This window comes from Methylibium petroleiphilum PM1 (genome assembly GCF_000015725.1).
Classification (GTDB): Bacteria; Pseudomonadota; Gammaproteobacteria; order Burkholderiales; family Burkholderiaceae_C; genus Methylibium; species Methylibium petroleiphilum.
In genome coordinates this window covers 2,755,169-2,781,715 of record NC_008825.1, presented here as the reverse complement: position 1 = coordinate 2,781,715, position 26,547 = coordinate 2,755,169, and the positions used below count along the sequence as shown (strand labels likewise).

25 protein-coding genes are annotated in these 26,547 nt (G+C 68.4%); 11 read left to right on the top strand and 14 right to left on the bottom strand.

Features of this window, described 5'->3' with window-relative positions; all coding sequences use genetic code 11:
* Positions 1–23: 23 nt before the first annotated feature.
* Together MPE_RS13135 and MPE_RS13130 are read right to left on the bottom strand one after the other, a co-directional pair.
* Positions 24–1,052 (bottom strand): beta-ribofuranosylaminobenzene 5'-phosphate synthase family protein, encoded by a 1,029-nt coding sequence (locus tag MPE_RS13135; RefSeq protein WP_011830190.1) that lies wholly within the window; start codon positions 1,050–1,052, stop codon positions 24–26.
* A gap of 267 nt (positions 1,053–1,319) precedes the next feature.
* Entirely contained in the window at positions 1,320–3,683 is a 2,364-nt protein-coding gene (locus tag MPE_RS13130) for a TonB-dependent receptor (RefSeq protein WP_011830189.1), read from the bottom strand.
* Between the two features lie 571 nt (positions 3,684–4,254).
* On the opposite strand from MPE_RS13130, the gene MPE_RS13125 reads away from it, so the two are divergent.
* The 4 genes from MPE_RS13125 (at position 4,255) to MPE_RS13110 (ending at position 7,502) form a co-directional block, all read left to right on the top strand.
* Positions 4,255–5,823, top strand: a complete 1,569-nt coding sequence (locus tag MPE_RS13125; RefSeq protein WP_148210943.1) for a sensor histidine kinase — start codon at positions 4,255–4,257, stop codon at positions 5,821–5,823.
* Positions 5,820–6,488, top strand: a complete 669-nt coding sequence (locus MPE_RS13120) for a response regulator transcription factor (RefSeq protein WP_011830187.1) — start codon at positions 5,820–5,822, stop codon at positions 6,486–6,488. Before MPE_RS13125 ends, MPE_RS13120 begins: the two co-directional genes overlap by 4 nt.
* A 182-nt stretch (positions 6,489–6,670) precedes the next feature.
* Positions 6,671–6,961 (top strand): DUF7684 family protein, encoded by a 291-nt coding sequence (locus MPE_RS13115; RefSeq protein WP_041929681.1) that lies wholly within the window; start codon positions 6,671–6,673, stop codon positions 6,959–6,961.
* Between the two features lie 259 nt (positions 6,962–7,220).
* On the top strand, positions 7,221–7,502 hold the full coding sequence (locus MPE_RS13110; RefSeq protein ID WP_011830185.1) for a hypothetical protein: 282 nt from the start codon (positions 7,221–7,223) through the stop codon (positions 7,500–7,502).
* 130 nt (positions 7,503–7,632) lie between these two features.
* On the opposite strand, the gene MPE_RS13105 is transcribed toward MPE_RS13110, so the two are convergent.
* On the bottom strand, positions 7,633–8,646 hold the full coding sequence (locus tag MPE_RS13105; protein ID WP_011830032.1) for an IS5 family transposase: 1,014 nt from the start codon (positions 8,644–8,646) through the stop codon (positions 7,633–7,635).
* Between the two features lie 312 nt (positions 8,647–8,958).
* On the opposite strand from MPE_RS13105, the gene MPE_RS24005 reads away from it, so the two are divergent.
* From MPE_RS24005 to MPE_RS13080, 5 genes are all read left to right on the top strand, one after another.
* Positions 8,959–9,657, top strand: a complete 699-nt coding sequence (locus MPE_RS24005) for an SLATT domain-containing protein (protein WP_148210941.1) — start codon at positions 8,959–8,961, stop codon at positions 9,655–9,657.
* A gap of 68 nt (positions 9,658–9,725) precedes the next feature.
* On the top strand, positions 9,726–10,685 hold the full coding sequence (locus MPE_RS13095) for an IS5 family transposase (RefSeq protein ID WP_011830183.1): 960 nt from the start codon (positions 9,726–9,728) through the stop codon (positions 10,683–10,685).
* 238 nt (positions 10,686–10,923) lie between these two features.
* Positions 10,924–11,337, top strand: coding sequence for a hypothetical protein (locus MPE_RS13090; RefSeq protein ID WP_041929679.1), 414 nt, complete (start codon positions 10,924–10,926; stop codon positions 11,335–11,337).
* A gap of 55 nt (positions 11,338–11,392) precedes the next feature.
* Positions 11,393–12,406 carry an IS5 family transposase gene (locus MPE_RS13085; RefSeq protein WP_011830032.1) on the top strand — a complete coding sequence of 338 codons (1,014 nt, stop codon included), beginning with the start codon at positions 11,393–11,395 and terminating at the stop codon, positions 12,404–12,406.
* Positions 12,390–14,474 (top strand): hypothetical protein, encoded by a 2,085-nt coding sequence (locus MPE_RS13080; RefSeq protein ID WP_148210940.1) that lies wholly within the window; start codon positions 12,390–12,392, stop codon positions 14,472–14,474. Before MPE_RS13085 ends, MPE_RS13080 begins: the two co-directional genes overlap by 17 nt.
* A 120-nt stretch (positions 14,475–14,594) precedes the next feature.
* Here MPE_RS13080 and MPE_RS13075 read toward each other — a convergent pair whose 3' ends face one another.
* From MPE_RS13075 to pqqB, 10 genes are all read right to left on the bottom strand, one after another.
* On the bottom strand, positions 14,595–15,353 hold the full coding sequence (locus tag MPE_RS13075; protein WP_011830180.1) for a hypothetical protein: 759 nt from the start codon (positions 15,351–15,353) through the stop codon (positions 14,595–14,597).
* 3 nt (positions 15,354–15,356) lie between these two features.
* The gene (locus MPE_RS13070; protein WP_011830179.1) at positions 15,357–15,851 is read right to left on the bottom strand and encodes a hypothetical protein; all 495 of its coding nucleotides are present in this window, start codon (positions 15,849–15,851) and stop codon (positions 15,357–15,359) included.
* A gap of 12 nt (positions 15,852–15,863) precedes the next feature.
* On the bottom strand, positions 15,864–16,469 hold the full coding sequence (locus MPE_RS13065; RefSeq protein ID WP_011830178.1) for a DUF2135 domain-containing protein: 606 nt from the start codon (positions 16,467–16,469) through the stop codon (positions 15,864–15,866).
* A complete protein-coding gene (locus tag MPE_RS13060) occupies positions 16,466–17,185 on the bottom strand; it encodes a hypothetical protein (RefSeq protein WP_011830177.1) in 720 nt (239 codons plus the stop codon). Before MPE_RS13060 ends, MPE_RS13065 begins: the two co-directional genes overlap by 4 nt.
* 173 nt (positions 17,186–17,358) lie before the next feature.
* Entirely contained in the window at positions 17,359–18,186 is an 828-nt protein-coding gene (locus tag MPE_RS13055; protein ID WP_011830176.1) for a lanthanide ABC transporter permease protein PedC, read from the bottom strand.
* Positions 18,183–18,932, bottom strand: a complete 750-nt coding sequence (locus tag MPE_RS13050) for a lanthanide ABC transporter ATP-binding protein PedB/LutE (protein ID WP_011830175.1) — start codon at positions 18,930–18,932, stop codon at positions 18,183–18,185. Before MPE_RS13050 ends, MPE_RS13055 begins: the two co-directional genes overlap by 4 nt.
* 40 nt (positions 18,933–18,972) lie before the next feature.
* On the bottom strand, positions 18,973–20,217 hold the full coding sequence (gene pqqE / locus MPE_RS13045; protein WP_011830174.1) for a pyrroloquinoline quinone biosynthesis protein PqqE: 1,245 nt from the start codon (positions 20,215–20,217) through the stop codon (positions 18,973–18,975).
* Between the two features lie 6 nt (positions 20,218–20,223).
* Positions 20,224–20,493, bottom strand: a complete 270-nt coding sequence (gene pqqD / locus MPE_RS13040; protein ID WP_011830173.1) for a pyrroloquinoline quinone biosynthesis peptide chaperone PqqD — start codon at positions 20,491–20,493, stop codon at positions 20,224–20,226.
* A complete protein-coding gene (gene pqqC, locus MPE_RS13035) occupies positions 20,490–21,221 on the bottom strand; it encodes a pyrroloquinoline-quinone synthase PqqC (protein ID WP_011830172.1) in 732 nt (243 codons plus the stop codon). Before pqqC ends, pqqD begins: the two co-directional genes overlap by 4 nt.
* Positions 21,218–22,150, bottom strand: a complete 933-nt coding sequence (pqqB, locus tag MPE_RS13030; RefSeq protein ID WP_011830171.1) for a pyrroloquinoline quinone biosynthesis protein PqqB — start codon at positions 22,148–22,150, stop codon at positions 21,218–21,220. Before pqqB ends, pqqC begins: the two co-directional genes overlap by 4 nt.
* A 283-nt stretch (positions 22,151–22,433) precedes the next feature.
* Here pqqB and MPE_RS13025 point away from each other — a divergent pair, with 283 nt between their 5' ends.
* Entirely contained in the window at positions 22,434–23,426 is a 993-nt protein-coding gene (locus MPE_RS13025) for an alpha/beta fold hydrolase (protein ID WP_011830169.1), read from the top strand.
* An 82-nt stretch (positions 23,427–23,508) separates the two neighbouring features.
* Here MPE_RS13025 and MPE_RS13020 read toward each other — a convergent pair whose 3' ends face one another.
* Positions 23,509–25,638, bottom strand: a complete 2,130-nt coding sequence (locus MPE_RS13020; RefSeq protein WP_011830168.1) for a sigma-54-dependent Fis family transcriptional regulator — start codon at positions 25,636–25,638, stop codon at positions 23,509–23,511.
* 423 nt (positions 25,639–26,061) lie between these two features.
* Here MPE_RS13020 and MPE_RS13015 point away from each other — a divergent pair, with 423 nt between their 5' ends.
* On the top strand, positions 26,062–26,538 hold the full coding sequence (locus tag MPE_RS13015) for a 4Fe-4S dicluster domain-containing protein (protein WP_011830167.1): 477 nt from the start codon (positions 26,062–26,064) through the stop codon (positions 26,536–26,538).
* Positions 26,539–26,547: the final 9 nt, after the last annotated feature.

Here is a 26,547-nt window from a genome sequence, read left to right as displayed (position 1 = left end):
GGGGTCGGGGAGAACGTCGGTCTTCATCGGAGCGGGGGGCGAACTTCGATCGACGCGCCGTGCGCGCGGGCGCCCACGGTGCGCAGTTGCAGCGCCGCCTCCACCATGCCGGCCGCGCGCGCGGCGGCCACCACGGCCTCGGCCTCGGCCGTCGACGGCAGGATCGCGAAGCCGGTCGGGCCCCACGAGCTCTGTCCGGTGGCGGCCACGTGGTGGCGGGCGATCCATTCGCACAGCCGCGCGACCGCCGGGCTCGCATAGAGCTGGCCGCCCTGGGCCGGCGCGAAATGCGCGCCGACCAGGCGCTGCACCGCGCTCACGCCCTGGGCGAACAGCGTGAAGTCGTCGCTCGCGGCACCGGGCAGCACGCGCATCAGCACCTCGTGGCACACCGCGGCGGCGCTGGCCTGCGCGAAGGCCGGCAGCGTGGCGATCGCGCTCCTCTCGTCGGCGCCGCTCAGGCCCTGCCGCTGCGGGTCGAGCACCAGCAGCACGCGCCACGCCGACGGCAGCTCCAGGCGCGCCAGCAGCGGCGCTGGCACGCCGTCGTCGCCGGTGCCGCCGTCGAGCAGCAGCCCGCCCTGGTCGAAGCCCGCGATGCCCACGCCGGAGCGCAGGCCGCGGCCCAGCAGGCGCGCGATCTCCGGGGTGGCGAGCGACAGGCCGTGCAGGCTGGCGAAGGCCCGGCCCACCGCCAGCGCGAGCTGGGTGCCCGAGCCGAAGCCGGCATGGGCCGGAGGCAGCTGCAGCAGCTGCAGGTGCAGCGGGGCGTCGAGGCCGAAGGCGCGCTGCAGCGTCGCCACATGCGCCGTCGCGCGTGCCAGCGCCTCCTGCGCGGCGGCGCCGTCGTGCAGGGCCTCGCCGTGGTTGCGCGCGTCGCGGCGCAGCGCCACCACGGTGTCGAAGTCGTCGATCACCAGCCCCAGGCTGCCGAAGCGTCGTCCGAGCGTGGCCGACGGGTCGAGGAAGCCCAGATGCAGCCGGCCGGGCGCACGCACCACCACCGCGCTGTCGGTGGCGGGCCGCAGGGTCGAACGGGCGGTCATGAGCATCGGGTCGGGGCAGGCGGGTTCGGCGTGAGCCGGGGTTCAGAGCAATCGCTGTTCCCGGCCCGCCGCGGTGGCTGGCGGCGGGGCCGCCGGGGCGCGGGCCGTTCGCAGTGTGGCGTGATGTGCCAAAGCGCGGACAGTGTGTCACGCCGCGGCCCGGCCGGCGAGCTCGCTTCCCCGATGAAAAAGCCCCCGGCGGTGCGAGGCACCAGCGGGGGCAGGGTGGGGCGCCGAGTGGTCCGCTCAGGCGCCCGCGTCAACGCGAAGGGCTCAGAACCGGTAGCGCAGGCCCACGAACACGGCGCGCGGGGTGCCCGGCGCCACGAACAGCGCGTCGGCTTCCTCGCCGGTGTAGTTGCCGCTGGCGTCGAACATGGTCTCGGCCAGCGCGCCGAAGGTCTCGTGGCGGCGGTCGAAGACGTTGTTCACGTTGGCGTACAGCTCCCACTGCGCGCTCGGCTTCCAGCTCGCGCGCAGGTTCACGATGGCGTAGCCGGGCAGGCGCACGCGCTTGTATTCGGGGTCCTCGCCGACCTCCGGGTCCTCCAGCAGGCCGTCCTCGTTGCCCGACACGCCGCGGCTCGTCACCGCCTGCAGGTCGCTGCCGACCGTGAGGCCGTCGCCCACGCGCCAGTCCACCGCCAGCTTCAGCGTGTGGCGCGGCAGCCCGGCGATGCGGGTGCCCGGCGTGATGGTCACGTTGCGCTCGCCCTGGCGCAGCACGCCGTTGGCCTCGTAGGTGGCCTTCAGGAAGCTGTAGCCGATGCCCACGTCGAACGCGCCGTGGGTCACCGCGAACTCCGTGTCCACGCCCTGGTTGCGCGTCTTCGGGAAGTTGGCGAAGTAGCCGAGCTGCCCGGTCACGCTGGTGCTGCGGAACAGGATGTCGTCCTTGTTGTCGGTGCGGAAGGCCGCCAGGTTGAAGCGCATGCCGGGCGCGAGCGGCCAGCGCAGGCCGGCCTCCACCGTGGTCGACTTCACCTGCTTCAGGTATGGGTCGGCCTGCAGCCCGGCCGGCAGGCGGCAGGGCTCGTCGGGGTCGGCGCAGCCGAGTTCGATGACGGTGGGCACGCGCGTGTTGCGCGCCACGTTGGCGAACAGCGTGGGCGTGGTGGCCGCGTCGCCGAGGCGGTGCGCGATGCCCAGCGCCGGGTTCACGCTGTTGTAGCTGAATCGCTCGTTGGGCTTGTCCTCGATGATGCCGGTGTCGTCGTCGCGCGTGGTGAGCTGGTTGCTCACGGTCGAATGGTTGTAGCGCGCGGTGCCCGTCACGTGGGTGCGCGGCGCGACCTGCCAGGTGTCGGTGGCGTACACGCCGTAGTGGGTGGACCTGCCTTCCACGTTGGCCGACAGCTCGCGGTCCTCGCCCGGCGCCGGGATCACGCCGCGGCGGTCGGTGAAGAAGCCTTCCTGCTCGTACTGGCTGTACTCCACGCGCGAGCGGTCCACGCTGGCGCCCACCTGCCACTGGTGCGCCCCGCTGACGCGCGTGTAGCTCAGCGCCGCGCCGTAGCCGGTCTGCGTGGTCGCGGTGTTGTTGAACGCGGCGTTCGGATCGCCCGGATCGTCCGGCTCTTCCTCGGCCTCGTCGCCGTTGATGGTGCTGCGCGAGCTCTTGCGCACGTACAGCAGCGCGGCCAGCGAGCTGTTGGCGTCGATCGCGTGCTGGCCGTTGAAGCTCAGCTGGCCCAGCTTGTTGCGGGTCTGGTCGGGGAAGGTGTAGACCGACTCGCGGCGCGAGAAGTACAGGTCCTTGACCAGCGCGCCGTCGTCGATGGTGTAGGCCGGCAGCAGGCCGTTGCCGACCAGGTTGCTTTGCGCGTACAGCGCGCCGAGGCTCCAGCTCGTGGTGCCGTCGTCGTGCCCCAGCTTGCCGAAGAACTGGCCGAGCTTGCCGTCGGAGTGGTCGCGCCAGCCGTCCTCGTCGAAGCCGGTGACGGCCACGTACTGGTGCCAGCCGCTGTCGTCGCTGCGGCCATAGCTGAGGTCCGCGCGCTTGCGGCCGAAGCTGCCGGCCGACAGGTCGGCGCGGAAGCCCGGCGCGCTGCGGCCGTCGTGCGTGGTGTAGGCCAGCGCACCGCCCAGCGAGTTAAGGCCGAAGGCCGGGTTGGCCCCCGGCACCAGCGACAGCGTGTTGATCGCGAACTCGGGGATCAGGTCGAAGTTGACGACGTCGCCGAAGGGCTCGTTGATGCGCACGCCGTCGAGGTAGACCGACAGGCCCTGGCCGGCGCCGAGCAGCGGCGAGGCGCGGAAGCCGCGGTAGGTGAGGTCGCCCTGGAAGGGGCTGCCCTGGATCTCGTTGACCTGCACGCCGACCACGCGGCGGTTCAGGTAGTCACTCTGGTTCACGGCCTGCGCGCCGTCGATGGCGTCGCGCTTGAGCACCTGCGTGGAGTAGGGAAGGATGTTGCGGTCGATGCCCTGGCCGGGCAGCGGCGAGACACCGATGATTTCCACGCGATCGAGCTGCGCAGCGGCGGCTTGGGCTGCAGCGGTGCCGGGCAGGGCGATCAGCGGCAGGCCGAGCCACCCGAGGGCGGCCAGTGCGCGCGTGATCGGCGACGGTGTGGATCGGGCCGGCCGTGCCAGGCGCGTGGGCCGCGCGGGCCGGGTTTCGAGAGGGCGAGTCACCGTCAAGTCTCCTGATAGTAGTTATAGGGTCATCACAACAACGACCCGGGATTGTGCGTACGGTGTACCGCTGCCCGGCTCGGGAGAAATTCCCGAGTTGAACGAGTGAGCACTGGGGAAACAACCGATTGCCCGCCTCCGCGCGCAAACCCGGCGGCCCAAAAAATACCCCGCCCGATGCAGGCATCGAGCGGGGTGCAGAGGCAAGCCCATCAGGCGCGGCAACGCCAGACTTGCCCAGAGGGACACGGGGAAAACGGCGTCAGTGCAGGGGCCGGAGCCCGGCCCGCATGAGGCGGCGGTGGCGCCCCGCCGGCAACGCCGATCCGGCGGTGGCCGCAGTCACACGGCGAACGAACACCACCGGTTTGCCAGCGCTCTGCGCGCCGTGGCGACCGATGCAAGTGCCGCGCGCTCGTGCACACTGCGTCGGCACATCGGCGGACGGCATCGCGCGCATCACGGGCCGGCTGCTCGGCACGCCGCTCGCCGGGCGTGGGGCCTCCCTCCGGGCCTGCATCGTCGCTCTCTCCTTGCTGCTTCGTTGGTGATGACCCGTCCTGATTCTGTGGTGCTTCCTCCCGCCAGTACGCCGGGAGTTCTTCCCGACGTACCGGCCGCGCCGGCGCCGCTGGAGCTGCCGCGCCTGGTGATGCGCGGCGCGCTGGTGGTGGTGCTGGGGGCGCTGCTGCTCGCGCTGCTGGTGGGGCTGTGGCGGGCGCGCGAGGACATGCGCGACGAACTTTCGGGCGCGCTGGCCCAGGCCGAGATGAGCGCGCTGCTGATCGCGGCGAACACCATCGACGACGAGCAATTGGTGGCCGCCGTGCGCGCGCTGCGCGACGCCGGCGGCTCGCGCCACCTCGACGTGCGGCTGGTCGACGGCGCCGGCCAGGTGCGGCTGGAGCCCAAGCCCGAGCCGCCGGCTTCCGCCGTGCTGGGCCTGCTGGTGCAGCTGAACCGCGTGCTGTTCGCGCCGCCGCGGCCGCAGACCGTGGCCGCCGCGCTGCCGCGGCCGGCCGGGCCGGCGTGGCAGGTGCAGTGGATCGCCTCGCACGACAGCGAACAGCGCGAGTCGCTGGTGCAGCTGGTGGAGATGATGAGCCTGCTGGCCGGCTGCGGCCTGCTGATGCTGGGGGTGATGCACTGGCGCGTGCGGCGCTCGTTCCGCGCGCTGGCGCCGCTGCTGTCGGCCATCGAGCAGGTGGAGCGGCAGGACCTGGGGGAGGTGCGCGCGCTGCCGGCCATGCCGATCCGCGAGCTGGACGTGATAGCCCATGCGCTGCGCCACCTGGCCGGCGCGCTGGAAGAGGCCGAGGCGCGCCGCCGCGTGCTGGGCGCGCAGGTGCTCACGCTGCAGGAAGACGAGCGCAACCACCTGGCGCGCGAGCTGCACGACGAACTGGGCCAGCACCTCACCGCACTGCGCGTGGACGCCAGCTGGCTGCAGCGCCGGCTGGCCCACGAGCCCGAACTCGCGGCGGTGGTGGCCGGCATGAGCGAGCACTGTTCGCGCATCCAGAGCGAGGTGAGGGCGCTGCTGACGCGCCTGCGACCGCTGGGCACCGCGGAGTCCGCGCAAGCCGACGGCGGCGAGAGCGTGGAACGCCTGCGCGCGCTGCTGGAAACGCTGGTGCAGGCCTGGGTGCAGTCGCCGGGCCGCAGCACGCGCTACACGCTGGCCTTCGACAGCGCGGGCCTGGGCGACAACGACCGCCTGCCGCGCGAACTGGTGCTCACCGTCTACCGCATCAGCCAGGAGGCACTGACCAACGTGGCCCGCCACGCCCAGGCGAGCGAGGCGCGGCTCAGCGTGCGCATCACCCGCGAGCCGGGCGCGGCCACGGCCCTGCTGGACTGGGCGGTGGAAGACGACGGCTGTGGGCTCGACGACGCTGGCGCCTGGCAGCGCGGCAACGGCCTGGCCGGCGTGAAGGACCGCGTGTGGTCGGCCGGCGGCGACCTGGAATGGCAGCCCGCGCCGGCATCGGCGGCCGGCACCGGGCGCCCCGGATTGAAGCTGCATGCACGGCTGCCCTTTGCCGTGATCGACAACCGCAGCAGCAACAACGACAACGTCAACAACAACAGCACTCGTAGCAGCAGCACGACCGCTGCCGAACAGGAGAACATTTCGTGAGCGTGAGCCCATTGCCCGGTCCCTTGCGTGTGGCGCTGGCCGACGACCACGCGGTCGTGCGCGCCGGCTACCGCCGCCTGCTGGAGCTGGAGGCCGACATCGCCGTGGTGGCGGAGTACGGCGACGCCGAGTCGGCCTACAACGCGCTGGCCGGCGGCGCCAGCAGCGGCGACGACATCGACCTGCTGGTGCTCGACCTCTCCATGCCCGGCCGCAGCGGGCTGGAGCTGCTGCGCCGCCTGGCGCAGCGGCGGCCCGACTTGTCGGTACTGGTGTTCACCATGCACGACAGCGCGGCCATGCTCGACCAGTGCCTGCGCGCCGGCGCGGCCGGCTTCGTGACCAAGAGCAGCGCCCCCGAGGTGCTGGTGACGGCGGTGCGCCAGGCCGCGCGCGGCGAGATCGCGCTGTCACCCGACGTGGCCGCGCTGGCGGCGCGCAGCGAGGGCGGTCCACCGCACACCCGGCTGTCGAGCCGCGAGTTCGACATCCTGCAGCAGCTGCTGGCCGGCCGCGGTGTGGAAGAGATCGCGCAGACGCTGCGCCTCAGCACCAAGACCGTGGCCAATTACCAGACACGCATCCGCCAGGCGCTGGGCGTGGGGAGTGCGGTGGAGTTGTTGAACTACGCGCGGGAGCATGGGTTGGGGGGGCCGGGGGTGTAGGGGGGTGATGGCGGTCGCGGTGAAGCCGGGTCTATTTGGGTCGCCTAACGCACCGGTGTTTGACCGAAAGGGCGGGGCTTTTCTCGCATGAAGCAGCAGGCTTTTTCTTGGGTAAAGGGGTTGCGTTAGATCATCGGCGCCAGTACGGTCGCGCGTGTCTAAATCTAGTTAGCCGCCATACCATGCACAGCGGAAAGATCGTTCTGGTGTCCTCCTCTGGCTACTCTCAAGACCGGGGCTATCCGTTGTTGCAGAAACTGATTGAAAGCCAAATCGAACTGTTCTGCGTCGTCGGCGTCGACGCCGAAAAGTGGGAGGACGCTCTTGACTGGTTGTGCGTCGGAGCCGACGGCTCTGGAACCCAGTTCATCACAACCACTTCGCACCCTGGTGAGTCGGAGGCCGAAGTCATTGAGTTCGCCAAGTCCTTTTCCACCAAGCAGCCACATGAAGTCGAGGTCGTTCGTGTCTGAAGGCGAGCGACCGAATGGCCACCTGGTCAAAGTGTTCGTTTGGCTACTGGTAGCCCTGCTCGGCGGCATCGGCTGGCTTTCCTTCGGGCACGGGCAAAGCATTTGGCACATGCTTGGCGGCCTCGCGCTCTTTAGCCTTGCAGTCTGGCTTTCTCGTGTCGCGCAAAATGGTGGCTAACCCCTCCGTCAAGGGGACCTGCCTGCGGCAGGCCCCTTACGTCGAACGTTAGGCCCACCAATTCGAATCGAGACCGACACGATGTCAAAGATCTATCGCACCGTTTCCCATGTCGACGGCTACAACGGAATGCCGCAGTACGAGATCAAGGGAACGAAAATTTATCGGACCGTCTCGCACGTTGACGGCTACAACGGCATGCCTCAATACGAGATCAAGGGCGACAAGATATACCGCACAGTCTCCCATGTGGATGGCTACAACGGCATGCCCCAATACCAGATCAAAGGTAGCAAGATTTATCGTACGGTTTCGCATGTCGACGGCTACAACGGAATGCCTCAGTTCGAGATCAAAGGCTAGGGAAGCGCTGATCAACCCGCTTCGTGACCGCGACTCGGCCGACAGCGGGCGTTGATGGCGACTCGTGAACTCAGAAGTGGCACCGATGAGCCCCTTCTGCGGCACTTCGAGGCCGCTCTCAGGCCCCCGTTCATGCAGCAGACGCACTGAGGCCTTGGGCCAGCAATCGGCGCCGGGCGATGTACAAGTTGGCCAGCGCAGCGTGCGCCTTCGCGCGAGCTTCGTTCTTGGAGATCCCGCGGTAGCTGACCTTGCGGTAGCCGAACAGGTTCTTGATGACGTGGAACGGGTGTTCGACGATGGCCCGCACCTGAGCCTTGCGCCGTTCGAACCACTCGTGCATCGCCTTGGCCGGCCCTTCGGGCATGGCCTTGAGTTGGCCGCGCTTCATGGCGATACGCCAATCCATGTCCTGGCGCAGCCTGCCCTCTTCCTGCGCCGTCGTGATCTCGTCTCGCCTCTGGATGCCGGTGTAGCCGCTGTCGCCGTGAACTTGGCTCTCCTGGCCATGCAGCAGTTCGTGCGCGTGCGCCACGTCAGCCTCGTTGGCCGCGGTGCAGACCACGCTGTGGATCAGACCCGACTCGGCATCCACGCCCGAGTGCATCTTCATCCCGAAGTGCCACTGGTTCCCCTTCTTGGTCTGGTGCATCTCGGGGTCGCGCTTGCCGTCCTCGTTCTTCGTCGAACTTGGCGCGGCAATGATGGTGGCGTCCACCACCGTGCCCTGGCGCATCAGCAGCCCACGCTCGGTGAGGTGCGCGTTGACCTCGGCCAGGATGGCCGACGTCAAGTCGTGCTGCTCGAGCAGGCGGCGGAACTTCAGCAGCGTTGTGGCGTCGGGTACGTTCTCCCGCCCAAGGTCGATGCCGATGAACTCGCGCATGGCCTGGCTGTCGTACAGCGCGTCTTCCAGTGCCTCGTCGGCCAGCGTGTACCACTGCTGCAGGAAGTACATGCGCAGCATCCGCGGCACGCCAATCGGCGGTCGGCCCACCTTGCCGCTCTTCGGGTAGTGCGGCTCGATCAGCGCCTCAAGCCGCGCCCACGGAACCACCACGTTCATCTCGGCCAGGAAGCGCTCCCGGCGCGTCTGGCGCTTCTTGCCGGCGTACTCGGCAGTGGCAAAACTCGTCTGCTTCATGGCAGCATCATCGCCGCTGAATTCGCCGCACGCCATCGTGGCCTGCACGGATAAATCAGTGCTTCCCTAGGCAGCGCATGTGGCCCAATCCACCCATCGTTGGCGACGCAAGTCCACGCTTGGTCAATTCGAGCAGGTCACCCTTGCGGGCCGCGTGGCCAGACTTCGCACCGCCAGGGCTTACGCGAGCCGCAGGGCAGCCTAACCGGCAGTTGCAGCCGACGCCTAACGGCGCGGCTGAACGCAATCGTTAGGCCTCGCCAGTTGATTCGCCACTCCGTCGAACAAGAACGATTTTTGAGGGAACGTTCGATGACGCAAGAAGCGATTGAAACGCCTGCTGAGCACAAGCTACGCGCTATCCGGGTAACTGCGGCTGCCCGATTCTCAGCGGTTCAAAGGCTAAGACGCCACGAGAGCGTCTCGCTCTTCTCCATCACCATGTGTTCGCTTGGCGTCGTCGTCATTTCGCTCCTAGAGCCATTTGGAGTTCGGCTCTCAGTACCTTCAGGCGCGGTGAACCTATCTGCCGCAATCGTCTCCATGCTCATTCTTGTAGTGTCACTGCTTGTTAGCGGAAGAAAGTACGGAGAACGCGCAGAGAAGATGCACGCAGGAGCAATCGAGATTAACGCGGTTTCGCGGAAGTTGGAGATGGCCATAAGCCGGGACGAGCAACAAGAAATTGATGCACTGAGCGAGCAGTACGAAAGTCTCCTCAAGATGTATGAGAACCATGAAGACGTTGATTACAAGGTTGCGCAGATCAAGAGGTACGCGAAGCACTACAAGGTCGGCACCTTGGACCGCATGATCTGCTGGTGTCGACTTCAACTTGACATCGCGCTACACCTAATTCCGCTCCTGATACTTGTTGTTCTTCTCTATGTACTTTTGAAAGATGCATCGCTTCAAGCAACCGTTCCGCTCAGTTCTGCGGGCAAAACCTACCCTTCCATCGAGAGGACGTCACCCGGCGAGCCGGGTGATGTCTCGCATGTCAAACGTTAGGGAAGGTCTGCAAAACCCGCCCGAATCTTGCATGAGTTGAAGCGACGACGCATCGGAGCAAGACGACCATGAAGCAGCTGGGCCTGGGCCTGAACCTGCCGACCAAGAAGACGCGCAAGCGCGAGTTCCTGGAAGAGATGGAACGCGTGGTGCCGTGGGGCGTGCTGGTGCAGATCGTCGAGCCGCACTACCCCAAGGCCAAGACCGGCCGACCGCCCTTCGGCATCGAGACCATGCTGCGCATCCACTACCTGCAGCAGTGGTTCGGACTGAGCGACCCGGCGATGGAAGAGGCGCTGCACGACGTGCCGCTGCACCGGGAGTTCGCCAAGCTCGACAGCGTGACGGCACGACTGCCCGATGAGACCACCATCCTGAGGTTTCGCCACCTGCTGGAGCGCCACAACCTGGCCGTGGACATGCTGCGGGTGGTCAACGATCTGCTTCAGCACAAGGGCCTGATGATGCGCACGGGCACGGCGGTGGACGCCACGTTGATCTCCGCGCCGAGTTCGACCAAGAACGCCGACGGTGAGCGCGATCCGGAGATGAAGCAGACCCGCAAGGGCAACAACTGGTACTTCGGCATGAAGGCCCACATCGGCGTGGGCGCGCAGTCGGGTCTGGTGCATACCGTGGCCACCACGGGGGCCAACGTCAACGACCTGAACGTGGCCGGGGCGCTGCTGCACGGAGACGAAGAAGCTGCCTTCGGTGACGCGGGCTACCGGGGCGTGCACAAGCGGCCCGAGGCCAAGGGGCCCACCTGGCATGTGGCCATGCGCCCGGGCCTGCGTAGGACGCTCAACCCCTTCATCGAGCCCGACTTCATTGCCGAGCGCATCGAGAAGATGAAGGCCAGCATCCGCGCGAAGGTCGAGCACCCGTTCCGCGTCATCAAGCGGCAGTTCGGGTTCACCAAGGTGCGATACCGAGGGCTTGCGAAGAACACCGCGCAGATCGTCACGCTGTTCGCACTGTCGAACCTGTGGATGGCCAGGCGGCAGTTGATGCGAGCGCCGGGATGAGTGCGTCCGCGATACCCGCAGCGGGCTCGCGAGGTGCCAAAAGCACCTGCGAAACGGCACGACCGAGCCGCAGAACAGACCGGATCGAGGGCTTCGGCGCGTCACCGTCATCACGTCACTTCAAACCGCACCGCGCGTCGCGTTGTGCAGACCTTCCTTAGGTCCCAGAAGCGACGTTCAGCGCGCACTGCGCCTTAGACTAGAGACTCCTGCCCCTCTCGCTTGCCGGACAACCCGAATGCCCATCGAGAACTCTCCGTTCAAAGTCGCAGTCATTGAGCAGGTCCTCGCGAACGAGAACAACGATGCTCGCTTCGAGCGCTTCGCGAACTCGGTTGTCTCTGCTATAGAAGGAGGGGCCAAGGTCCTCCCAACGTCGGCGAGTTGGGATCTCGGTCGCGACGGCGTAGGCGTCGGGAAGGCTACGGGCTTGTACGTCTGCTCTTCGCTTAGAGATGACATTGACAACAAGACTCTAGAAGACATCGAGCGCATCAGTACAACTACACACAACATCTCCCGCCTCTACTTCTGCCTCAGCAACCGAATTAGCGAGCACCGTCGAGCGCAGTTCGAGGCTCAACTAGGTGCAGAAACGGACTCGAAGTTCCCGATTACGTGCCTCGGGGGCAACCATCTAGGGAAGCACTGATTTATCCGTGCAGGCCACGATGGCGTGCGGCGAATTCAGCGGCGATGATGCTGCCATGAAGCAGACGAGTTTTGCCACTGCCGAGTACGCCGGCAAGAAGCGCCAGACGCGCCGGGAGCGCTTCCTGGCCGAGATGAACGTGGTGGTTCCGTGGGCGCGGCTTGAGGCGCTGATCGAGCCGCACTACCCGAAGAGCGGCAAGGTGGGCCGACCGCCGATTGGCGTGCCGCGGATGCTGCGCATGTACTTCCTGCAGCAGTGGTACACGCTGGCCGACGAGGCACTGGAAGACGCGCTGTACGACAGCCAGGCCATGCGCGAGTTCATCGGCATCGACCTTGGGCGGGAGAACGTACCCGACGCCACAACGCTGCTGAAGTTCCGCCGCCTGCTCGAGCAGCACGACTTGACGTCGGCCATCCTGGCCGAGGTCAACGCGCACCTCACCGAGCGTGGGCTGCTGATGCGCCAGGGCACGGTGGTGGACGCCACCATCATTGCCGCGCCAAGTTCGACGAAGAACGAGGACGGCAAGCGCGACCCCGAGATGCACCAGACCAAGAAGGGGAACCAGTGGCACTTCGGGATGAAGATGCACTCGGGCGTGGATGCCGAGTCGGGTCTGATCCACAGCGTGGTCTGCACCGCGGCCAACGAGGCTGACGTGGCGCACGCGCACGAACTGCTGCATGGCCAGGAGAGCCAAGTTCACGGCGACAGCGGCTACACCGGCATCCAGAGGCGAGACGAGATCACGACGGCGCAGGAAGAGGGCAGGCTGCGCCAGGACATGGATTGGCGTATCGCCATGAAGCGCGGCCAACTCAAGGCCATGCCCGAAGGGCCGGCCAAGGCGATGCACGAGTGGTTCGAACGGCGCAAGGCTCAGGTGCGGGCCATCGTCGAACACCCGTTCCACGTCATCAAGAACCTGTTCGGCTACCGCAAGGTCAGCTACCGCGGGATCTCCAAGAACGAAGCTCGCGCGAAGGCGCACGCTGCGCTGGCCAACTTGTACATCGCCCGGCGCCGATTGCTGGCCCAAGGCCTCAGTGCGTCTGCTGCATGAACGGGGGCCTGAGAGCGGCCTCGAAGTGCCGCAGAAGGGGCTCATCGGTGCCACTTCTGAGTTCACGAGTCGCCATCAACGCCCGCTGTCGGCCGAGTCGCGGTCACGAAGCGGGTTGATCAGCGCTTCCCTAGCAGAACTCGCTGCGAAGTCCGACGAACTGGCCGAGTTGTACTACGGCCCTGAGATCGCGGATGTAGTTCGCGTTCTGACCGCCAAGCCCTCAGACGGGGCCCAGCTTCGCGGTCTCCGCCTTGCGCTGATCGCATCATCTGCTGACGATTCGGACTCCATCAGGAAGGCGACTTACGCCGCAGGCTTGCTTGATGTGCTTGCCGGACATCAGAGCCTAACCGCCGCACTCTGTGCGAAGGCTCTATCTGACTCACTCCGCCTCCATCGCAGCATCGCCGCTGAAACCTGCAAACTGCACTTGGACGTCCTTGTGACGTCCAAACTGGTGGAGACGGACGGCGTGGCATACCGCATCACCGGAGCCGGCAAGGTTGACGTTGCGAAGCGGCAATCCGCCGCGGCTGGCCGACTCCTGCAACTGAAGGCTGCGATTAAGGCAGAGATAGAAGAGTCGATAGAACTCCCGATTCTGGATGACGAGTTTCATCGGATTTGGCTTGTACTTGAAGACAACCTTACGCAGTACTTCATCACGCGCGGCGAGGAGATAGTCGCAGAGATTGCCGCATTGATTGATGAAGGAGCTACGGCCGAAGTTGCAGCTGAGCCTACGAGAAGCTCGTCGCTCACCTTCCTGGATGACCTCGCCGACGCCGTGGCGGCGACTGTCACCACCGCGGAGCGCAAGATCGAACTTAGCACTGCCATCCGCGACATCTTTTCCGATCGCCTAGGCCCAGCCGCAGAGTGGCTCATCCGCCTCGCCACCAGCTTCATCTCTGCAGCGGCGATGGGCCTTGAGCATCAGAGCGCCGAGGCGGTCGCCAACCTTCTCAAGAAGACAAACATTGTCCTCGACACAGACGTTTTGCTGTCTCTGGTAGGTCTTGATGAGCCGGAACACGAGGGCGTAGTTTCGCTGGTGCGTAGATGGAAGGAACTCACCGGCAAGGTCCTTGTTGCTGAGCCGGTTCTTGAGGAGTTCGCACGGCACGCGCATATCGCACAAGTAGAGTTTGATCATGTCCAGCATCTGCTGCCGGGGACGCCAGAAGACCGCTTGATTCTCTTTAAGAATGTCTTCGTGCGAGCCTTCGGCCGTCTTCTTGCGGACGGACACGCCAAACGAGTCCAATGGAAGAGCTTTATCGATCAGTTCCGCGGCGCCAAGGTCTATGACTGGCAGCCCGCGCTGACGACGCTTGTTTATGATCACGGCCTGGAGAAACTGGCGCCAAGGTCGTCGCGTGAGGCGAATCTCGAAGTTCAGGTCCGCAAGTACTTGATCTCTCTCGCCGACGAAACGCGTTCCCAGACACCTCATGCGCAGGACAAGGCCAGACGCGATGCGCAGCTGTATGCAGCGATAGCACATCATCTGCGAACAATTAGATCTCTAGACCCGGCTGCAAACTGCGTCCTGGTGAGTTCTGCCAAGCGCCTCGCCAGTGTGGAAGACAAGTTCAAGATCGCAGCGGACTACCAGATCGTAAGTACGGTGTCGGCAATGCTGTACCTGGTGTCATTGATGCCTGGTGTGAGCCTAGGGCTCTCCGCCATGAAGTCTTTTCTTTTCGAAGGCTACCGACCCGGTCTCTCTAGCGAGTTGGAGAGAACGCTTCTGAGAATGGTACGGGCGAGCAAGGAGCGTGAGCTAGCCTTTGCGCAGCGGGGCGTTCTGATGAAGACGCTGCGGGACAGATTTGTCAAGGATGCCCACGAAAAGGGACTAAAGGCACCGGAAGAACGCCTGGTCGCCGTGGCGGAAGCACAGGCACTCACGCCAGAGAACCAGCCGAGGACGTTGGAGATACTTACCGAAGCGCTTGACAAGATCGGAGCGTCACATCGCGTCGAGCGCGAGAACGCGGACCTTCGCAGAAAGAATGCGGAGCTAGAACGCGAGCTTGCCAAACGCCGACCCAAGCAATAGCCAGCGCCTGCGGCTGACCCAGATGCGAACCGCTCAGCGGGGCCCCCGAGTACTGGCTGAGTCGCGCGCCAGGAAGCGACGACTGACCCTTCGCGCGACTCGGCACGGAGCAGACCGTCCTCAGCTCTCCTCCACCAACTCCATCACGAGCTTTCCCCCGAACACCAACCCGCTCGACCCCACCAACTCCTCGCGCTCCAGCCGCACCAGGCCCACGCCGGGGCAGTACCACTCGCGCGCCACGATGGGCACGTCGCGCCAGCCGCCCACCGAGCTGGAGAAGATGCGGATCTGGCCGTTGCCTTGCACCTGGGTGCAGCCGGTGTAGCGGCGGCCGTCGGCTTCCACCGCAGTGTCCACCGCGGTGATGCTGAACAGCATGGGCACCGCCGGGTGGCGGTGGCGCGTCTCGCGCGGGAAATTGGTGTTCTCCATCAGCAGGTAGGGCGCGGTGTCGGTCTGCCACTGCGTGCCCACGGTGTAGGGCGCCTTCAGCACGTAACGGCGCGTGGCGTCGGGCTGCGGCTCGGCGTCGAGCTCGCTCTTGCTGGCCACGCGGTAGATGCCGGTGTCGTCGGCGCGCAGCCAGTAGTCGGCGCCGCCGTCGCTGTGGCGGTGCCAGGCCGGGCCGGGCTCGGCGGCCTGCTCCACGGTGAGCGTGTCCTTGCCCAGCGTGCGCAGCGTGATCGTCTCTTCGTCGCGCGTGTTGTCTTCCAGTTCGGTGACGGTGCGGTAGACCCAGGAGCGGCCGGGTTCCAGCGGGAACAGCTGGGCCGCGGCGGGCGGCTGGCCGCAGCCGGCCGTCACCAGCAGCGCGGCCACGGCGCACAGCAGGCCGGGTGCGGCCAGAGCGCGGCGCATCGTCATGCTTGTGCTCATGGCTTATTTCTCCGGCAGCTGCGGCTTGGGCAGGTCGCGGATCTTCACGTTCTGCTCGTCGCGCCCGGGGCGCAGCCAGGCCAGGCCCTTGCGGCCGGCCTTGGGCTCGGCGGTGCCGAGCTGGCTCACGCCCTGGCGGGCCTTCTTCATGCCTTCGTTGAGCAGCGCGTGCAGGTCCTTGGCATAGGGCAGCTTGTAGGCGCGCGGCTCGAGCGCGGGCTTGCCGTCCTCGATGCGGTTCACCCACACGTACAGCGCGCCGGGGTGCGAGGCGCTGGGTTCGTCGATCACGGCGGCCAGCAGGATGAAGCGCGGTGGCAGCGCCTCGTCGGCCGGCAGGCCCCACACCGCCTGCAGCACCGCGGCGCCGTGGAAGTAGAGCACCGTCACGCCGGCCACCAGCAGGCCTTTCAGCCACGCGGGCCAGCGCGAGTACAGCAGGGCCAGCGCGGTCAGGGCCAGCAGCGCGGCGTAGGTGATGGCAATGGAGAGTGTCATGGCGGGGCCGGCTCAGATTTGCTGCACCAGGGTCTTGGGCAGGGTGTTGATGTTGTTCACGGTTCCGTCGGGCAGCACGGTGAAGCGCAGCGCGGTGGCTTCGTCGCCCTTGCGCGCGAGCGTGGCGGTGCCGTAGTACACGACCTCGGCGCGCGGGTTCACCTTCACCAGCGACACGGTGGCCTCCACCGGCTCGCCGTTCTTGGTTTCGTAGTACTGGATGTTCACCGTGTACTCGCCGGGCGCAATGCCGCGCAGCGTGACCACTTCCTGGTTCAGCGGGTTCACGATCTGCTTGCCGTTGACCACGATGGTGTCGTTGGCCAGCCCGCGGTCGTCGCGGTCCAGGTGCATCAGCCCGGCCTCGCGGGCGCGGAACCACACCAGCTCACCCGACGGGTCCTGCACCCAGGTGTCCAGGTCGTTCGGGTTGTTGTCGGGCCAGCTCACGGTGATGATGAACTCGGCCTTGGCCGGGATGTCGCCGGCCTTCAGCGCCTTCGGGTTCATCGCCAGCAGCGCGATGATGAAGCAGAAGACGAAGGCGATCAGCATGTTGAACAACATGTCGTAGAACGGGTCGACCTCGACCTCGCGCGAACGGCGCTTGCGGCTCATGCAGTCGGCTCGGCCGCGGTCTTTTCACGCCCGGCGCCGTGGGCGAGGCCGTGGCGCTGGGTGTCGGCCACCAGCGCGTCGGCGTAGCGGTCCAGGCGGGTGAGCTGCAGGCCGAGCAGGATGTTGCCCACCAGGCCCACCATGGTGGTCAGCAGCGCGATGCCCAGGCCGGAGGTCAGGCTCTTCAGCAGCGCCTGCGACTGCGTGGCGTCGAAGCTCTCGGTGTGGCCGATCTGGATCGCCAGGATGGAGAAGCCGATCACCTTGCCCAGCAGCCCGAGCTTGAGCTGGATGCCGTTGACCCACCACGCGGTGGCGTGCGGCCCGTGGGTCTGCTCCATCAGCATGTCGAGCGGGGCGTCGGCGTCGGTGGGGCGCTGCGCCAGCGCGGCCCAGTAGGCGGCGGCCCAGCTGTCGCCGTCGCGTCGGCCGCTGGCGATGGCGTGGTGCAGCGCGGCGCGCTGCTGCTGCAGTTCGCGGGCGCGCTGGCCGGCCCAGAACGACGCGGCGACGAAGATCACGATGATCACCAGCGTGAGGCCGGTGGGGTCGGAGTTCAGCAGCAGGCCCCACACGCCGCGCACGCCGAGCAGCCAGGTACCGAAGCCCAGCAGGCCGATCAGCGCCACCCATTCGAGCCAGATCGGTTCGGGCAGGCCGCTGGCGCGCGGCGCGCCGCCGATGCGGCGCTTGTTGCCGCTGGTGGCGGCCGTCATGCGCCGTGGGCCCGCGGGGTCCGGGTGAGCGTGGATCGCATGGGAGTCTCCGAATCGTTGGCGGGGCCCGGCCGCCGGCGGCAGGCCGGAGCGGTGGGTCGGTTCGCCGCGATCTTAGTCAGCCGCCGCGCTCCCGTGCAGGGCAGTTTGCCCGCTGTGCGAGGAAGGCCGTCTCAGCCGCCGCCGCGCTTGGCGAGCTGCCCGAAGCCGCGCTGCGGGTCGTAGCCCCAGCACGCCAGCGTGAAGAACAGCGCCAGGCAGCCGAGCACCACCCAGGGCGCATTGCCCGGGTCCTGGCCGTAGAGCGCCAGGCGCATCCACTCCACCGCGTGCGTGAACGGGTTGAGCCGCGCCACCTGGTAGATCCACTGCGCGCCCGAGGCCTGCAGCTGCTGCAGCGGATAGAGCGCAGTGGAGAGGAAGTACATCGGGAAGATCACGAAGTTCATGGTGCCGGCAAAGTTCTCCAGCTGCTTGATGTGCACCGACAGCAGCAGGCCCAGCGCGCCCAGCATCAGCGCCGCGGCCAGCAGCGCGAGCAGCGCATGCAGGCCGTGCGCCCAGTCGCCCGGCAGCGCGGTGCCGATCAGCAGCGCCAGCGCCACGAAGGCCAGCGCCTGCAGCGCCGACAGCAGCGCGGTGGCGCACAGCTTGCAGAACAGCAGCCAGGGCCGCGGCAGCGGCGCGGTGAGCAGCAGGCGCATCAGGCCCATCTCGCGGTCGTACACCATCGACAGCGAGGACTGCATGCCGTTGAACAGCAGCACCATGCCCACCAGGCCGGGCACGATGTACACGTCGTAGGGCTGCTGCAGCGAGGCGTCGGCCACGCGACGGAAGCCGGCCGCGAACACCGCCAGCCACAGCAGCGGCCGCACCAGCGCCGACAGCAGTCGGCCGGTCTGCTGCGAGAACTTCAACAGCTCGCGCAGCACCACGGCGCGCAGGGCCTGCAGCGCGTGCGCCGCGCCGCGGCGCGCTACGGCCGGCTTGCCGCTCATGCGGCCTCCCGCTGCGCGCCGCCGCCAGGGCCGCTGGTGCGCGCGATGAAACCCTGCTCCAGCGTGGCGCCGCCGAGCGCCGCCGTCACGTCGGCCGGCGTGCCGTCGGCCAGCAGCCGGCCCTGGTGCAGCACCAGCACGCGGTCGGCCGGCTCGGCCTCCTCGACCCAGTGGGTGGCCCACAGCACGCAGACGCTGCGCGTGCGCACGTCCTCGCGCAGCGCAGCCAGCAGGTCACGGCGCGACTGGGGGTCCAGGCCCACGGTGGCCTCGTCCATCAGCAGCACGGCCGGGCGGTGCAGGCCGGCGCGCACCAGCTCGACCTTGCGGCGGTTGCCGCCCGACAGTTCGCGCGCCTTGCGGTCCAGGTCGGCCGCGGCGATGCCGAGGCGCGCGCTGTCGGCGGCGATGCGCTCGCGGGCCAGTGCGCGCGGCAGGCCGTGCAGGTCGGCGTGGAACAGCAGGTTGCGGCGCACGCTCAGGTCCAGGTCGAGCGAGATCTGCTGGAACACCACGCCGATGTGGCGCAGCGCGGCCGGCGCGGCGTGGCGCAGCGAGTGGCCGGCCACCTCGACCTCGCCCTCGTCGGCCGCGAACAGGCCGGTCAGCACCTGGAACAGCGTGGACTTGCCGGCGCCGTTGGGGCCGAGCAGCGCGGTGAATTCGCCGGGGCGCAGCGCGAGGCTCAGCGACTGCAGCGCTGCGCGCTCGCCGTAGCGCTGGGTGAGGCCGGCGACGCTCAGCATCGCGGGCCGATCTCGCGGTGGGCGAGGCCGGGGCGGCGCATCACCGCGTCTCGGCGGCGGCGGGCGCGGTGTCGTGCTGCGGGCCGTGCCCGTCGTCGGACAGCGTGCGCGAGTTCGCGTCGGTGCGGTACCAGAGGTTGCCGCTGCGCGCCGCACCGGGCACGAAGCGCAGCGGCTGGGTCGCGGGCGCGGCCTCGGCCTGCTCGACGGCGGCCTGCAGCGCGGCGTCGATCAGCGGGCGGTCGGGGCTCTTGGGGCAGACCGGGTCGGTGGCCGCCGCGTCGCCGGAGACCAGGAAGGCCTGGCAGCGGCAGCCGCCGTGGTCGACCGGGTGCTGGTCGCAGCTCAGGCAGGTGTCGCTCATCCACGCCGTGCCGCGGTAGCGGTTGAAGGCGTCGCTGTCGCGCCAGATGCCGGCGATGCTGTGCTCGGTGACCTTGGGAAAGTCGAAGCCCGGCAGCATGCGCGCGCTGTGGCAGGGCAGGGCTGTGCCGTCGGGCGCGATGACCATGAACACCGCGCCCCAGCCGGCCATGCAGGGCTTGGGCTTGGCGTCCACGTAGTCGGGCGAGACCCACAGGATCTTGGTGCGGCCGGCCAGCCGCTCGCGGTGGCTGTCGACGATGGCCTCGGCCGCGCGCAGTTCGTCGGGCGTGGGCATCAGCGCCGCGCGGTTGAGCCAGGCCCAGCCGTAGTACTGGGTGTTGGCCAGCTCCAGGTAGTCGGCGCCCATGGCCTCGGCCATCTCTATGATGCGGCCCACGTGCGGCAGGTTGTAGCGGTGCATCACGCAGTTCAGCACCATCGGGTAGCCGAGCGACTTGATGATCGCGGCCACCTTGTTCTTGTGGTCGAAGGTGCGGGTGGACGACAGGAAGTCGTTCAGCTCCTTGGTGGAGTCCTGGAAGCTGAGCTGGATGTGGTCGAGCCCGGCGTCCTTCAGCGCGCGGGCGCGCTTTTCGGTGAGGCCGATGCCCGAGGTGATGAGGTTGGTGTAGTAGCCGAGCTGGCGCGCTTCGGCCACCAGCTCTTCCAGGTCGTCGCGCAGCAGCGGCTCGCCGCCCGAGAAGCCGAGCTGCACCGCGCCCATCTGCCGCGCCTCGCGGAACACGCGCTTCCAGTCCTCGGTGCCGATCTCGCCCAGGTGGTCGGCGTAGTTCGTGGGGTTGGAGCAGAACACGCAGTGCAGCGGGCACTTGTAGGTGAGCTCCGCGAGCAGCCACATCGGCGCGCCGGGGGGCTGCGGGGTGGCGGGCGAAGCGGCGGGGGCGGCGGCGTGGCTCATGCGGGCCTAGACGATCCAGTGTTGTTCGTAGGCGTGGCGCAGGAAATCCTCGACGTCGCCGCGCAGCCCCTCGGTGCTGAAGCTGCGCTCCAGATCGGCGGTGATGTCGAGCACGCTCGCCTGGCCGTCGCAGCGCTTGAGGATCTCGCTGGCCGGGCCGTTGAGCTTGACCAGGCCTTCGGGGTAGAGCAGCACCCAGCAGTCCTGCGCCGGCTCGAACTGCAGGCGGAACATCGGCGCGAGGCGCGGGCGGGCGGTGTCGGCCACAGCACTCACGGTCGGCGCTCCTCGGGCAGGTCGTCGGGGTAGGCGCGCTCCACGGCGTCGAGCAGCGACCACAGCACGTCGAGCTTGAACTGCAGGATCTCGATCGCGCGCTCCTGCTTCGCGCGGGTGTCGCCGAACGCGATGGCGACCTCCAGGCCGTGCTCCACGTCGCGCTGCGCCAGCGGGATGCGGCTGCGGAAATAGGCCAGGCCCTCGGCGGCGATCCACGGGTACATGCTGGGCCAGCCGGCCAGCCGGTCGGCGTGGATCTTGGGCGCGAACATCTCGGTCAGCGAGGAGATCACGCCCTCGCGCCAGGGCGCGCGGCGCGCGAAGTTCACGTAGGCATCGACCGCGAAGCGCACGCCCGGCTGAACGTGGCGGTGCGACCAGAGGTCCTCGCGGCTCAGGCCCACGGCCATGCCCAGGCGCGTCCAGGTCTCGATACCGCCGGCGTTCTGCCCCTCGTGATCGCCATGGCCGTCGTGGTCGAGCATGCGCTCGATCCAGCGGCGCCGCGTGGCGCGGTCCTCGCAGTTGGCCATGACCGCGGCGTCCTTCATCGGGATCGCCTGCTGGTAGTAGAAGCGGTTGGCCACCCAGCCGCGCACCTGGAAGGGCTGCAGCGCGCCGCTGTTGAGCCGCTTGTTGAAGGGGTGGTGGATGTGGTACCCGGACTCCTTGGCGCGCAGGCGTGCCTCGAATTCTGCGGGAGACCAGGGCAGGTCGGCGCTCAAAGAACGATCTCCATGCCATCGTGCGCCACCTCGATCCCGCGACGCGCCAGTTCGGCGCGTTCGGCGCCGTAGTCGTCGAGGATGGGGTTGCTGTTGTTGATGTGGATCAGCAGCTTGCGGTGGGCGCCGGTGCGGTCGAGCGCGTCCATCATGCCGCCGCGTTGCGGCGAGCCGCTCTGCGGGAGGTGGCCCATGTCGGAGGCGAACTTGCTGCCCAGGCCGGCCTGCACCATCTCGTCCTCGGTCCAGAAGGTGCCGTCGACCAGCAGGCAGTCGGCGTCGCGCATCCACTGCAGCTCCACGTCGCCCACGTCGGCCAGGCCCGGTGCGTAGAACAGCCGCTTGCCGGTCATGCGGTCGGTGACCTCGAGCGCGATGTTGTCGCCCACCTTGGGATCGTGGCGGTGCGGCGAATACGGCGGCGCCTTGCCCGGGATGGCGACGGCGCGGAAGCGCAGCGTCTCGAAGCCGTCGACGCTGAACTCGGCCACGCGCTGCTCGCCGGCCACCGGCAGCATGTGCCAGTGCACGCCACAGTAGTGGTCCAGCACGGTGAGGATGGGCAGGCCGGTGGTGAGGTCTTCGAACACGCAGGGCGTCACGTACAGCTCGATGGGCGGTCCCTCGCGCAGGCTGAGCAGGCCGGTCGCGTGGTCGATCTGGGCATCCATCAGCACCACGGCCTTGATCGGTGAATCACGCAGGCCGTGCTTCGGGTGCAGCGCGGGCTGCACGCGCAGCTGCTGGCCGATGTCGGGCGAGGCGTTCAGCAGCACCCAGCGCTGGCCGTCGGGGGAGATGGCGATGGAGCTCTGCGTGCGCGGCCGGATCAGCCGCGAGCCGTTGCGCGCGGCGGCACACATCGCGCAGTTGCAGTTCCACTGCGGGCAGCCGCCGCCTGCGCCGGAGCCCAGTACCAGCACCTTCATGGCGCACTCCGGCGTCTGACGCGCCGCTCGCTCAACAACAACATCGGTCCCCTCGTCTTGTTCTGTCCAGCGCGGGATCGCGCACACTGCGAACCCATCCCTGAACGCTACTCGTGCCCCGAAGGCAACGCCAGTCGATCATGATTTTCTTCCGAGCGACGGATGGGGCCTTGCGTGTGCCGCGCAGGGCGTCCGTGTTACGGCGACGCGGTCGATGGTTGCCGCCATCGACGGTCGGAGGTTCGCGCAGGCCCGACGGGGGCCGCAACCCCGCATTGACCCTGTGAGCAGCAACGGCGATCCGGGGCAAACCCTCGCCCCCGCGGCGCTGCCGGCCGGGGACTGGCTGGCGCCCGTGGACGGACACCGCGTCTGGTGGTGCGAGGGGGGCGACCCGGCCGGGCTGCCGGTGCTGATCGTGCACGGCGGCCCGGGCGGCGCCAGCCGCCTGGAGCCGACGCGCTGGTTCGACGGCCTGCCGCTGCGCTGGATCGCGATCGACCAGCGCGGTTGCGGGCGCAGCGAGCCGCCCGGTCGGACGGACGGCAACGACCTGGGAGCGCTGCTCGACGACATGGAGCGCCTGCGCCGCCACCTGGGCCTGCGGCGCTGGGCCGTGGCCGGCGGCTCGTGGGGTGCGCGCGTGGCGCTGGCCTATGCCGCGCGCTGGCCGGAGGTGCTGCACGGGCTGCTGCTGCGCAGCCCCTTCCTCGGCACGGCCGCCGAGACGCGGCGCTACATCGCGCCGTGGCGGCCCTGGCTGGGCGCCGAGGGCCAGGCCTGGCTGGGCGAACCGGCCGCGACGGCGGTGGCCGCGCTGTATCAGGCGGAGCCGGGGTTGCTCCACATTGGCGCAATGCAGGCCGACGAGCGGATCGCCCGCGCCTGGTCGGCGTTCGACGATGCGCAATCGGCGCCGGGTGGGGTCGCGGCCAGCGGCGCTCGCTGCGATCCCGCCGCCTTGCCGGCCGCGACGCCGCAGCTGATGGCTTCGTGGCGCGTCCACGCCCACTACGCCGCCGCGTCCTGGGGGGCGGCAGCCGCCGGTGCGGCCGGTGTGCCGGCGCTGAACAGCGGTGTGCCGGTCAGCGTGGTCTGGGGGGCGGCCGATGCCACCTGCGACCCGGCCGTGGCCCGGGCGCTCGCGGCGGCGCTGCCAGGCGCCTTGTCGAACGAGGTGCCGGAGGCCGGTCACCGCATGAGCGATCCCCGCTTGGCGCCGGCCTTGCGTGCCGCCGCGCGCGACTGGGCGCTGCGGTGTCGGGGCAGCGGCTGAATCAACTCCCTCTCCCGCTGGCGGGAGAGGGTCGGGGAGAGGGTCGGGGTGAGGGCCGGTCGTCAGCCGCTCGGCCCGCCGGTCATTCCGGCTCGCGCCAGCGCAGCTTGCGGTAGATGGTGTTGCGGCTGATGCCCAGGCGCTTGGAGGCGACCGAGATGTTGCCGTCGGCGGCGTCCACCGCGTGGCGGATCATCTCGCGCTCCAGTTCCTCGAGGGTCTTGCCGCCGCTGTCGATGCCGCTCGCCATCGCGCGCACCACGCCCGGCGCGGGCCCGCCGGGCGCCGCGGCGCCGGGGGCGGCCCGCAGCTGGGCTTCCTCGAGGAAGTCGTCCGACAGGTGCTCGCGGGTGATCACCGGCTCGCCGGCTGCCATCACCGCGGCGGTGTGCAGCACGTTGGCCAGCTGCCGCAGGTTGCCGGGCCAGTCGTAGCGCTGCAGCAGGGCCTCGACGTCCGGCGCCAGCATGAGCGGCGCGCCGGGCGCCTCGTCGGCAAGCAGCCGGCGCACCAGGGCCATCAGGTCGGAGCGCTCGCGCAGCGGCGGCAGCTTCACCGCCAGCCCGTTGAGCCGGTAGTAGAGGTCCTCGCGGATGCGGTGGGTGTCGATCAGCTCGCGCGGGTTGCGGTCGGTGGCGCCGATGAGGGCCAGGTCAACCTCCTGCGGCTGCACCGCGCCCAGCGGCGTGACCTGGCGCTCCTGCAGCACACGCAGCAGGCGTGCCTGCAGCCCGAGCGGCAGACCGCCGATCTCGTCGAGGAAGAGCGTGCCGCCGGAGGCCTGCACCAGCTTGCCGACCGCGCCCTTGCGCCGTGCGCCCGGGAACACGCCCTCGGCGTAGCCCAGCAGCTCGGCCTCGAGCTGCGCCTCGGGCGTGGAGGCGCACTGGACCGAGATGAAGGGCCGGTGCGCCCGCCGCGATTCGCGGTGGATGGCGCGCGCCAGCATCTCCTTGCCGCTGCCGGCTTCGCCGAGGATCAGCACCGGGATGTCGCGGTCGAGCACCCGGCGCAGCTTGGAGATCAGTGCCTCGATCTGCAGGTCGCCGGTCTGCAGGCGCGCGAAGGTGACTTCGGGTTCCGGGGCAGTTTCGGCCGGCGCACCGCCGTCGGCTGCCGGGGCCGGCCGGGGGTTGCGGGTTGCGGCGTCGCGCGCGGTCGCGGCAGGCGACGTGGGGCCGATTTCCTCGGTCGCCGGCATGGCAGGGGTGCCGTCGGCCGCCGCGTCGCGCAGGCCGCCGCCCGTGCCGGTCCACTGGCCGGGCCACAGCGGCCAGTTGCAGCGGGCCTGCACATGCACGGTCTGGCCATTGGGCAGCGCCATGCGCATCGGGGCGCCCATCAGCGCGCGGCCGCGGTCGACGATGGCACCGAGCGGCGTGCCCAGCAGGCTGGCCACGGTGTGCATGCGCAGCGCGGCGCCGCTCATGCCCAGCAGGTCGAGCGCACTGCGGTTGGCGCCGAGCAGCCGGCCGTCGCGGTCGATCGCGAGGATTCCTTCGAGCAGCGTGCCGATGAACTCCATGCGCGGATGGATGTGCAGACGGAGCGCGTCGCTGAAGTCGTCGTTCAGCCAGTGGTTCTCGATCATGCGCGCCGACATCTTGACCAGCCCCATGGTGTGCTGGTGGTAGCCGCGCCGGTCGCCCGACACGTCGAGCACGCCCAGGATGTTGCCGCGCGGGTCGAGGATGGGCGCGGCCTGGCAGGTCAGGAAGTGGTTGGCGTGCATGAAGTGCTCGTCGGCATGCACCAGCACCGCGGTCTCGTCGACCAGCGCGGTGCCCATGCCGTTGGTGCCCTTGGTGCACTCGGCCCAGTTGACGCCGGGCGCCAGCGCCACCTTGCCGGCCTTCTCGAGGAAGTCTTCGTCGCCGATGGAGTGGAGGATGGTGCCCTGCGCGTCGGTCAGCACGACCATGCTCTGGGTTTTCACGATCTGGTCGAACAGCAGTTCCATCACCGGCGCCGCGTGGGCGAACAGGCGGCGGTTGCGCTCGCGGGTGATGGTGAAGTCGGCGCGGCCGAGCGGCGTGTAGTCGGGCGCGCCGATGCGGCTCAGGCCCAGCGCGGCACAGCGCTCGTGGGATTCGTTGATCGACAGCACATGCTCGCCGTCGAGGGGCAGGGCGCTGGCGATCGGCCGCTGGGCCGCCTCTTCGCGGCGGCGGCGGCCCGTGCTCGGGGTGGGGTGCACGCTGGGGATCGACATCGAGGCCTTCCTTTCATGCCGCCATCGGCGGCCAGTGTCCCGGGCGGGCGGCGATGCCTCGCCCGGAGAACGGATCAGCGCCAGATCGGGCGTGGGACTTCACATTCATTGTGATCCTGCTCGTCCCGGAAGATATGGAACTCGTGTTCAATTTCGACGCACGAGGCGGTGGCGCGCGCGGCGGCCCGGCGGGTCAGGCAGCCGGACACTGCGACGCCCGGAAGCACCGAGCGATTGCTCCCACCAGCCGGTCGACTTGCTGCAGGGGAGCAATTGTTCTGCGCCGGATCAGGGTAAGCACCGGATATGAAGCGGGATGTTCAATCCAGAACATAGGCAGACTTGTTCCTAGCGCCGGGCGGAGGTTTGCTCGCGCGCACGGGAATTCGATCCGATCACGAACCGCCAGCGGAGACGCCAGCCATGCAGAAGACCCTCCACCTTGACCCCGAGAAATGCACTGGCTGTCTGCAGTGCGAGATGGCCTGTTCCTTCGAGAACTACGCCGTCTACGCGCCGAGCAAGTCGCGTATCAAGGTGTTCGACTTCCATCACACCGGCCGCAAGGTGCCCTACACCTGCACCCAGTGCGACGAGGCGTGGTGCCTGCATGCCTGCCCGGTGGAGGCGATCACGATCGACGGCGCCACCGGCGCCAAGATCGTCAACGAGACCACCTGCGTGGGCTGCAAGGTCTGCACCATCAGCTGCCCGTTCGGCACCATCAATTACGTGCAGGAGACCGGCAAGGTCCAGAAGTGCGACCTGTGCGGCGGCGAGCCGGCCTGTGCCGAAGCCTGCCCGACGGGCGCCATCACCTACGTCGACGCGAACTGGACCGGCCTGAACAAGATGCAGGCCTGGGCCGACAAGCTCGGCAACCAGAACGCAGCGGCTTGAGGAGAACAC

What these genes read in the sequence shown, in the direction of transcription:
- MPE_RS24005 (WP_148210941.1), top strand. Translation starts at nt 8,959, where the DNA reads ATGACGCAAGAAGCGATTGAAACGCCTGCTGAGCACAAGCTACGCGCT.
- pqqE (WP_011830174.1), bottom strand. Translation starts at nt 20,217, where the DNA reads ATGAGCCACGCCGCCGCCCCCGCCGCTTCGCCCGCCACCCCGCAGCCC.
- pqqB (WP_011830171.1), bottom strand. Translation starts at nt 22,150, where the DNA reads ATGAAGGTGCTGGTACTGGGCTCCGGCGCAGGCGGCGGCTGCCCGCAG.
- MPE_RS13135 (WP_011830190.1), bottom strand. Translation starts at nt 1,052, where the DNA reads ATGCTCATGACCGCCCGTTCGACCCTGCGGCCCGCCACCGACAGCGCG.
- MPE_RS13020 (WP_011830168.1), bottom strand. Translation starts at nt 25,638, where the DNA reads ATGTCGATCCCCAGCGTGCACCCCACCCCGAGCACGGGCCGCCGCCGC.
- MPE_RS13060 (WP_011830177.1), bottom strand. Translation starts at nt 17,185, where the DNA reads ATGACGGCCGCCACCAGCGGCAACAAGCGCCGCATCGGCGGCGCGCCG.
- MPE_RS13105 (WP_011830032.1), bottom strand. Translation starts at nt 8,646, where the DNA reads ATGAAGCAGACGAGTTTTGCCACTGCCGAGTACGCCGGCAAGAAGCGC.
- MPE_RS13115 (WP_041929681.1), top strand. Translation starts at nt 6,671, where the DNA reads ATGCACAGCGGAAAGATCGTTCTGGTGTCCTCCTCTGGCTACTCTCAA.
- MPE_RS13085 (WP_011830032.1), top strand. Translation starts at nt 11,393, where the DNA reads ATGAAGCAGACGAGTTTTGCCACTGCCGAGTACGCCGGCAAGAAGCGC.
- MPE_RS13015 (WP_011830167.1), top strand. Translation starts at nt 26,062, where the DNA reads ATGCAGAAGACCCTCCACCTTGACCCCGAGAAATGCACTGGCTGTCTG.
- MPE_RS13055 (WP_011830176.1), bottom strand. Translation starts at nt 18,186, where the DNA reads ATGAGCGGCAAGCCGGCCGTAGCGCGCCGCGGCGCGGCGCACGCGCTG.
- MPE_RS13075 (WP_011830180.1), bottom strand. Translation starts at nt 15,353, where the DNA reads ATGAGCACAAGCATGACGATGCGCCGCGCTCTGGCCGCACCCGGCCTG.
- MPE_RS13070 (WP_011830179.1), bottom strand. Translation starts at nt 15,851, where the DNA reads ATGACACTCTCCATTGCCATCACCTACGCCGCGCTGCTGGCCCTGACC.
- MPE_RS13065 (WP_011830178.1), bottom strand. Translation starts at nt 16,469, where the DNA reads ATGAGCCGCAAGCGCCGTTCGCGCGAGGTCGAGGTCGACCCGTTCTAC.
- MPE_RS13050 (WP_011830175.1), bottom strand. Translation starts at nt 18,932, where the DNA reads ATGCTGAGCGTCGCCGGCCTCACCCAGCGCTACGGCGAGCGCGCAGCG.
- MPE_RS13095 (WP_011830183.1), top strand. Translation starts at nt 9,726, where the DNA reads ATGAAGCAGCTGGGCCTGGGCCTGAACCTGCCGACCAAGAAGACGCGC.
- MPE_RS13090 (WP_041929679.1), top strand. Translation starts at nt 10,924, where the DNA reads ATGCCCATCGAGAACTCTCCGTTCAAAGTCGCAGTCATTGAGCAGGTC.
- MPE_RS13110 (WP_011830185.1), top strand. Translation starts at nt 7,221, where the DNA reads ATGTCAAAGATCTATCGCACCGTTTCCCATGTCGACGGCTACAACGGA.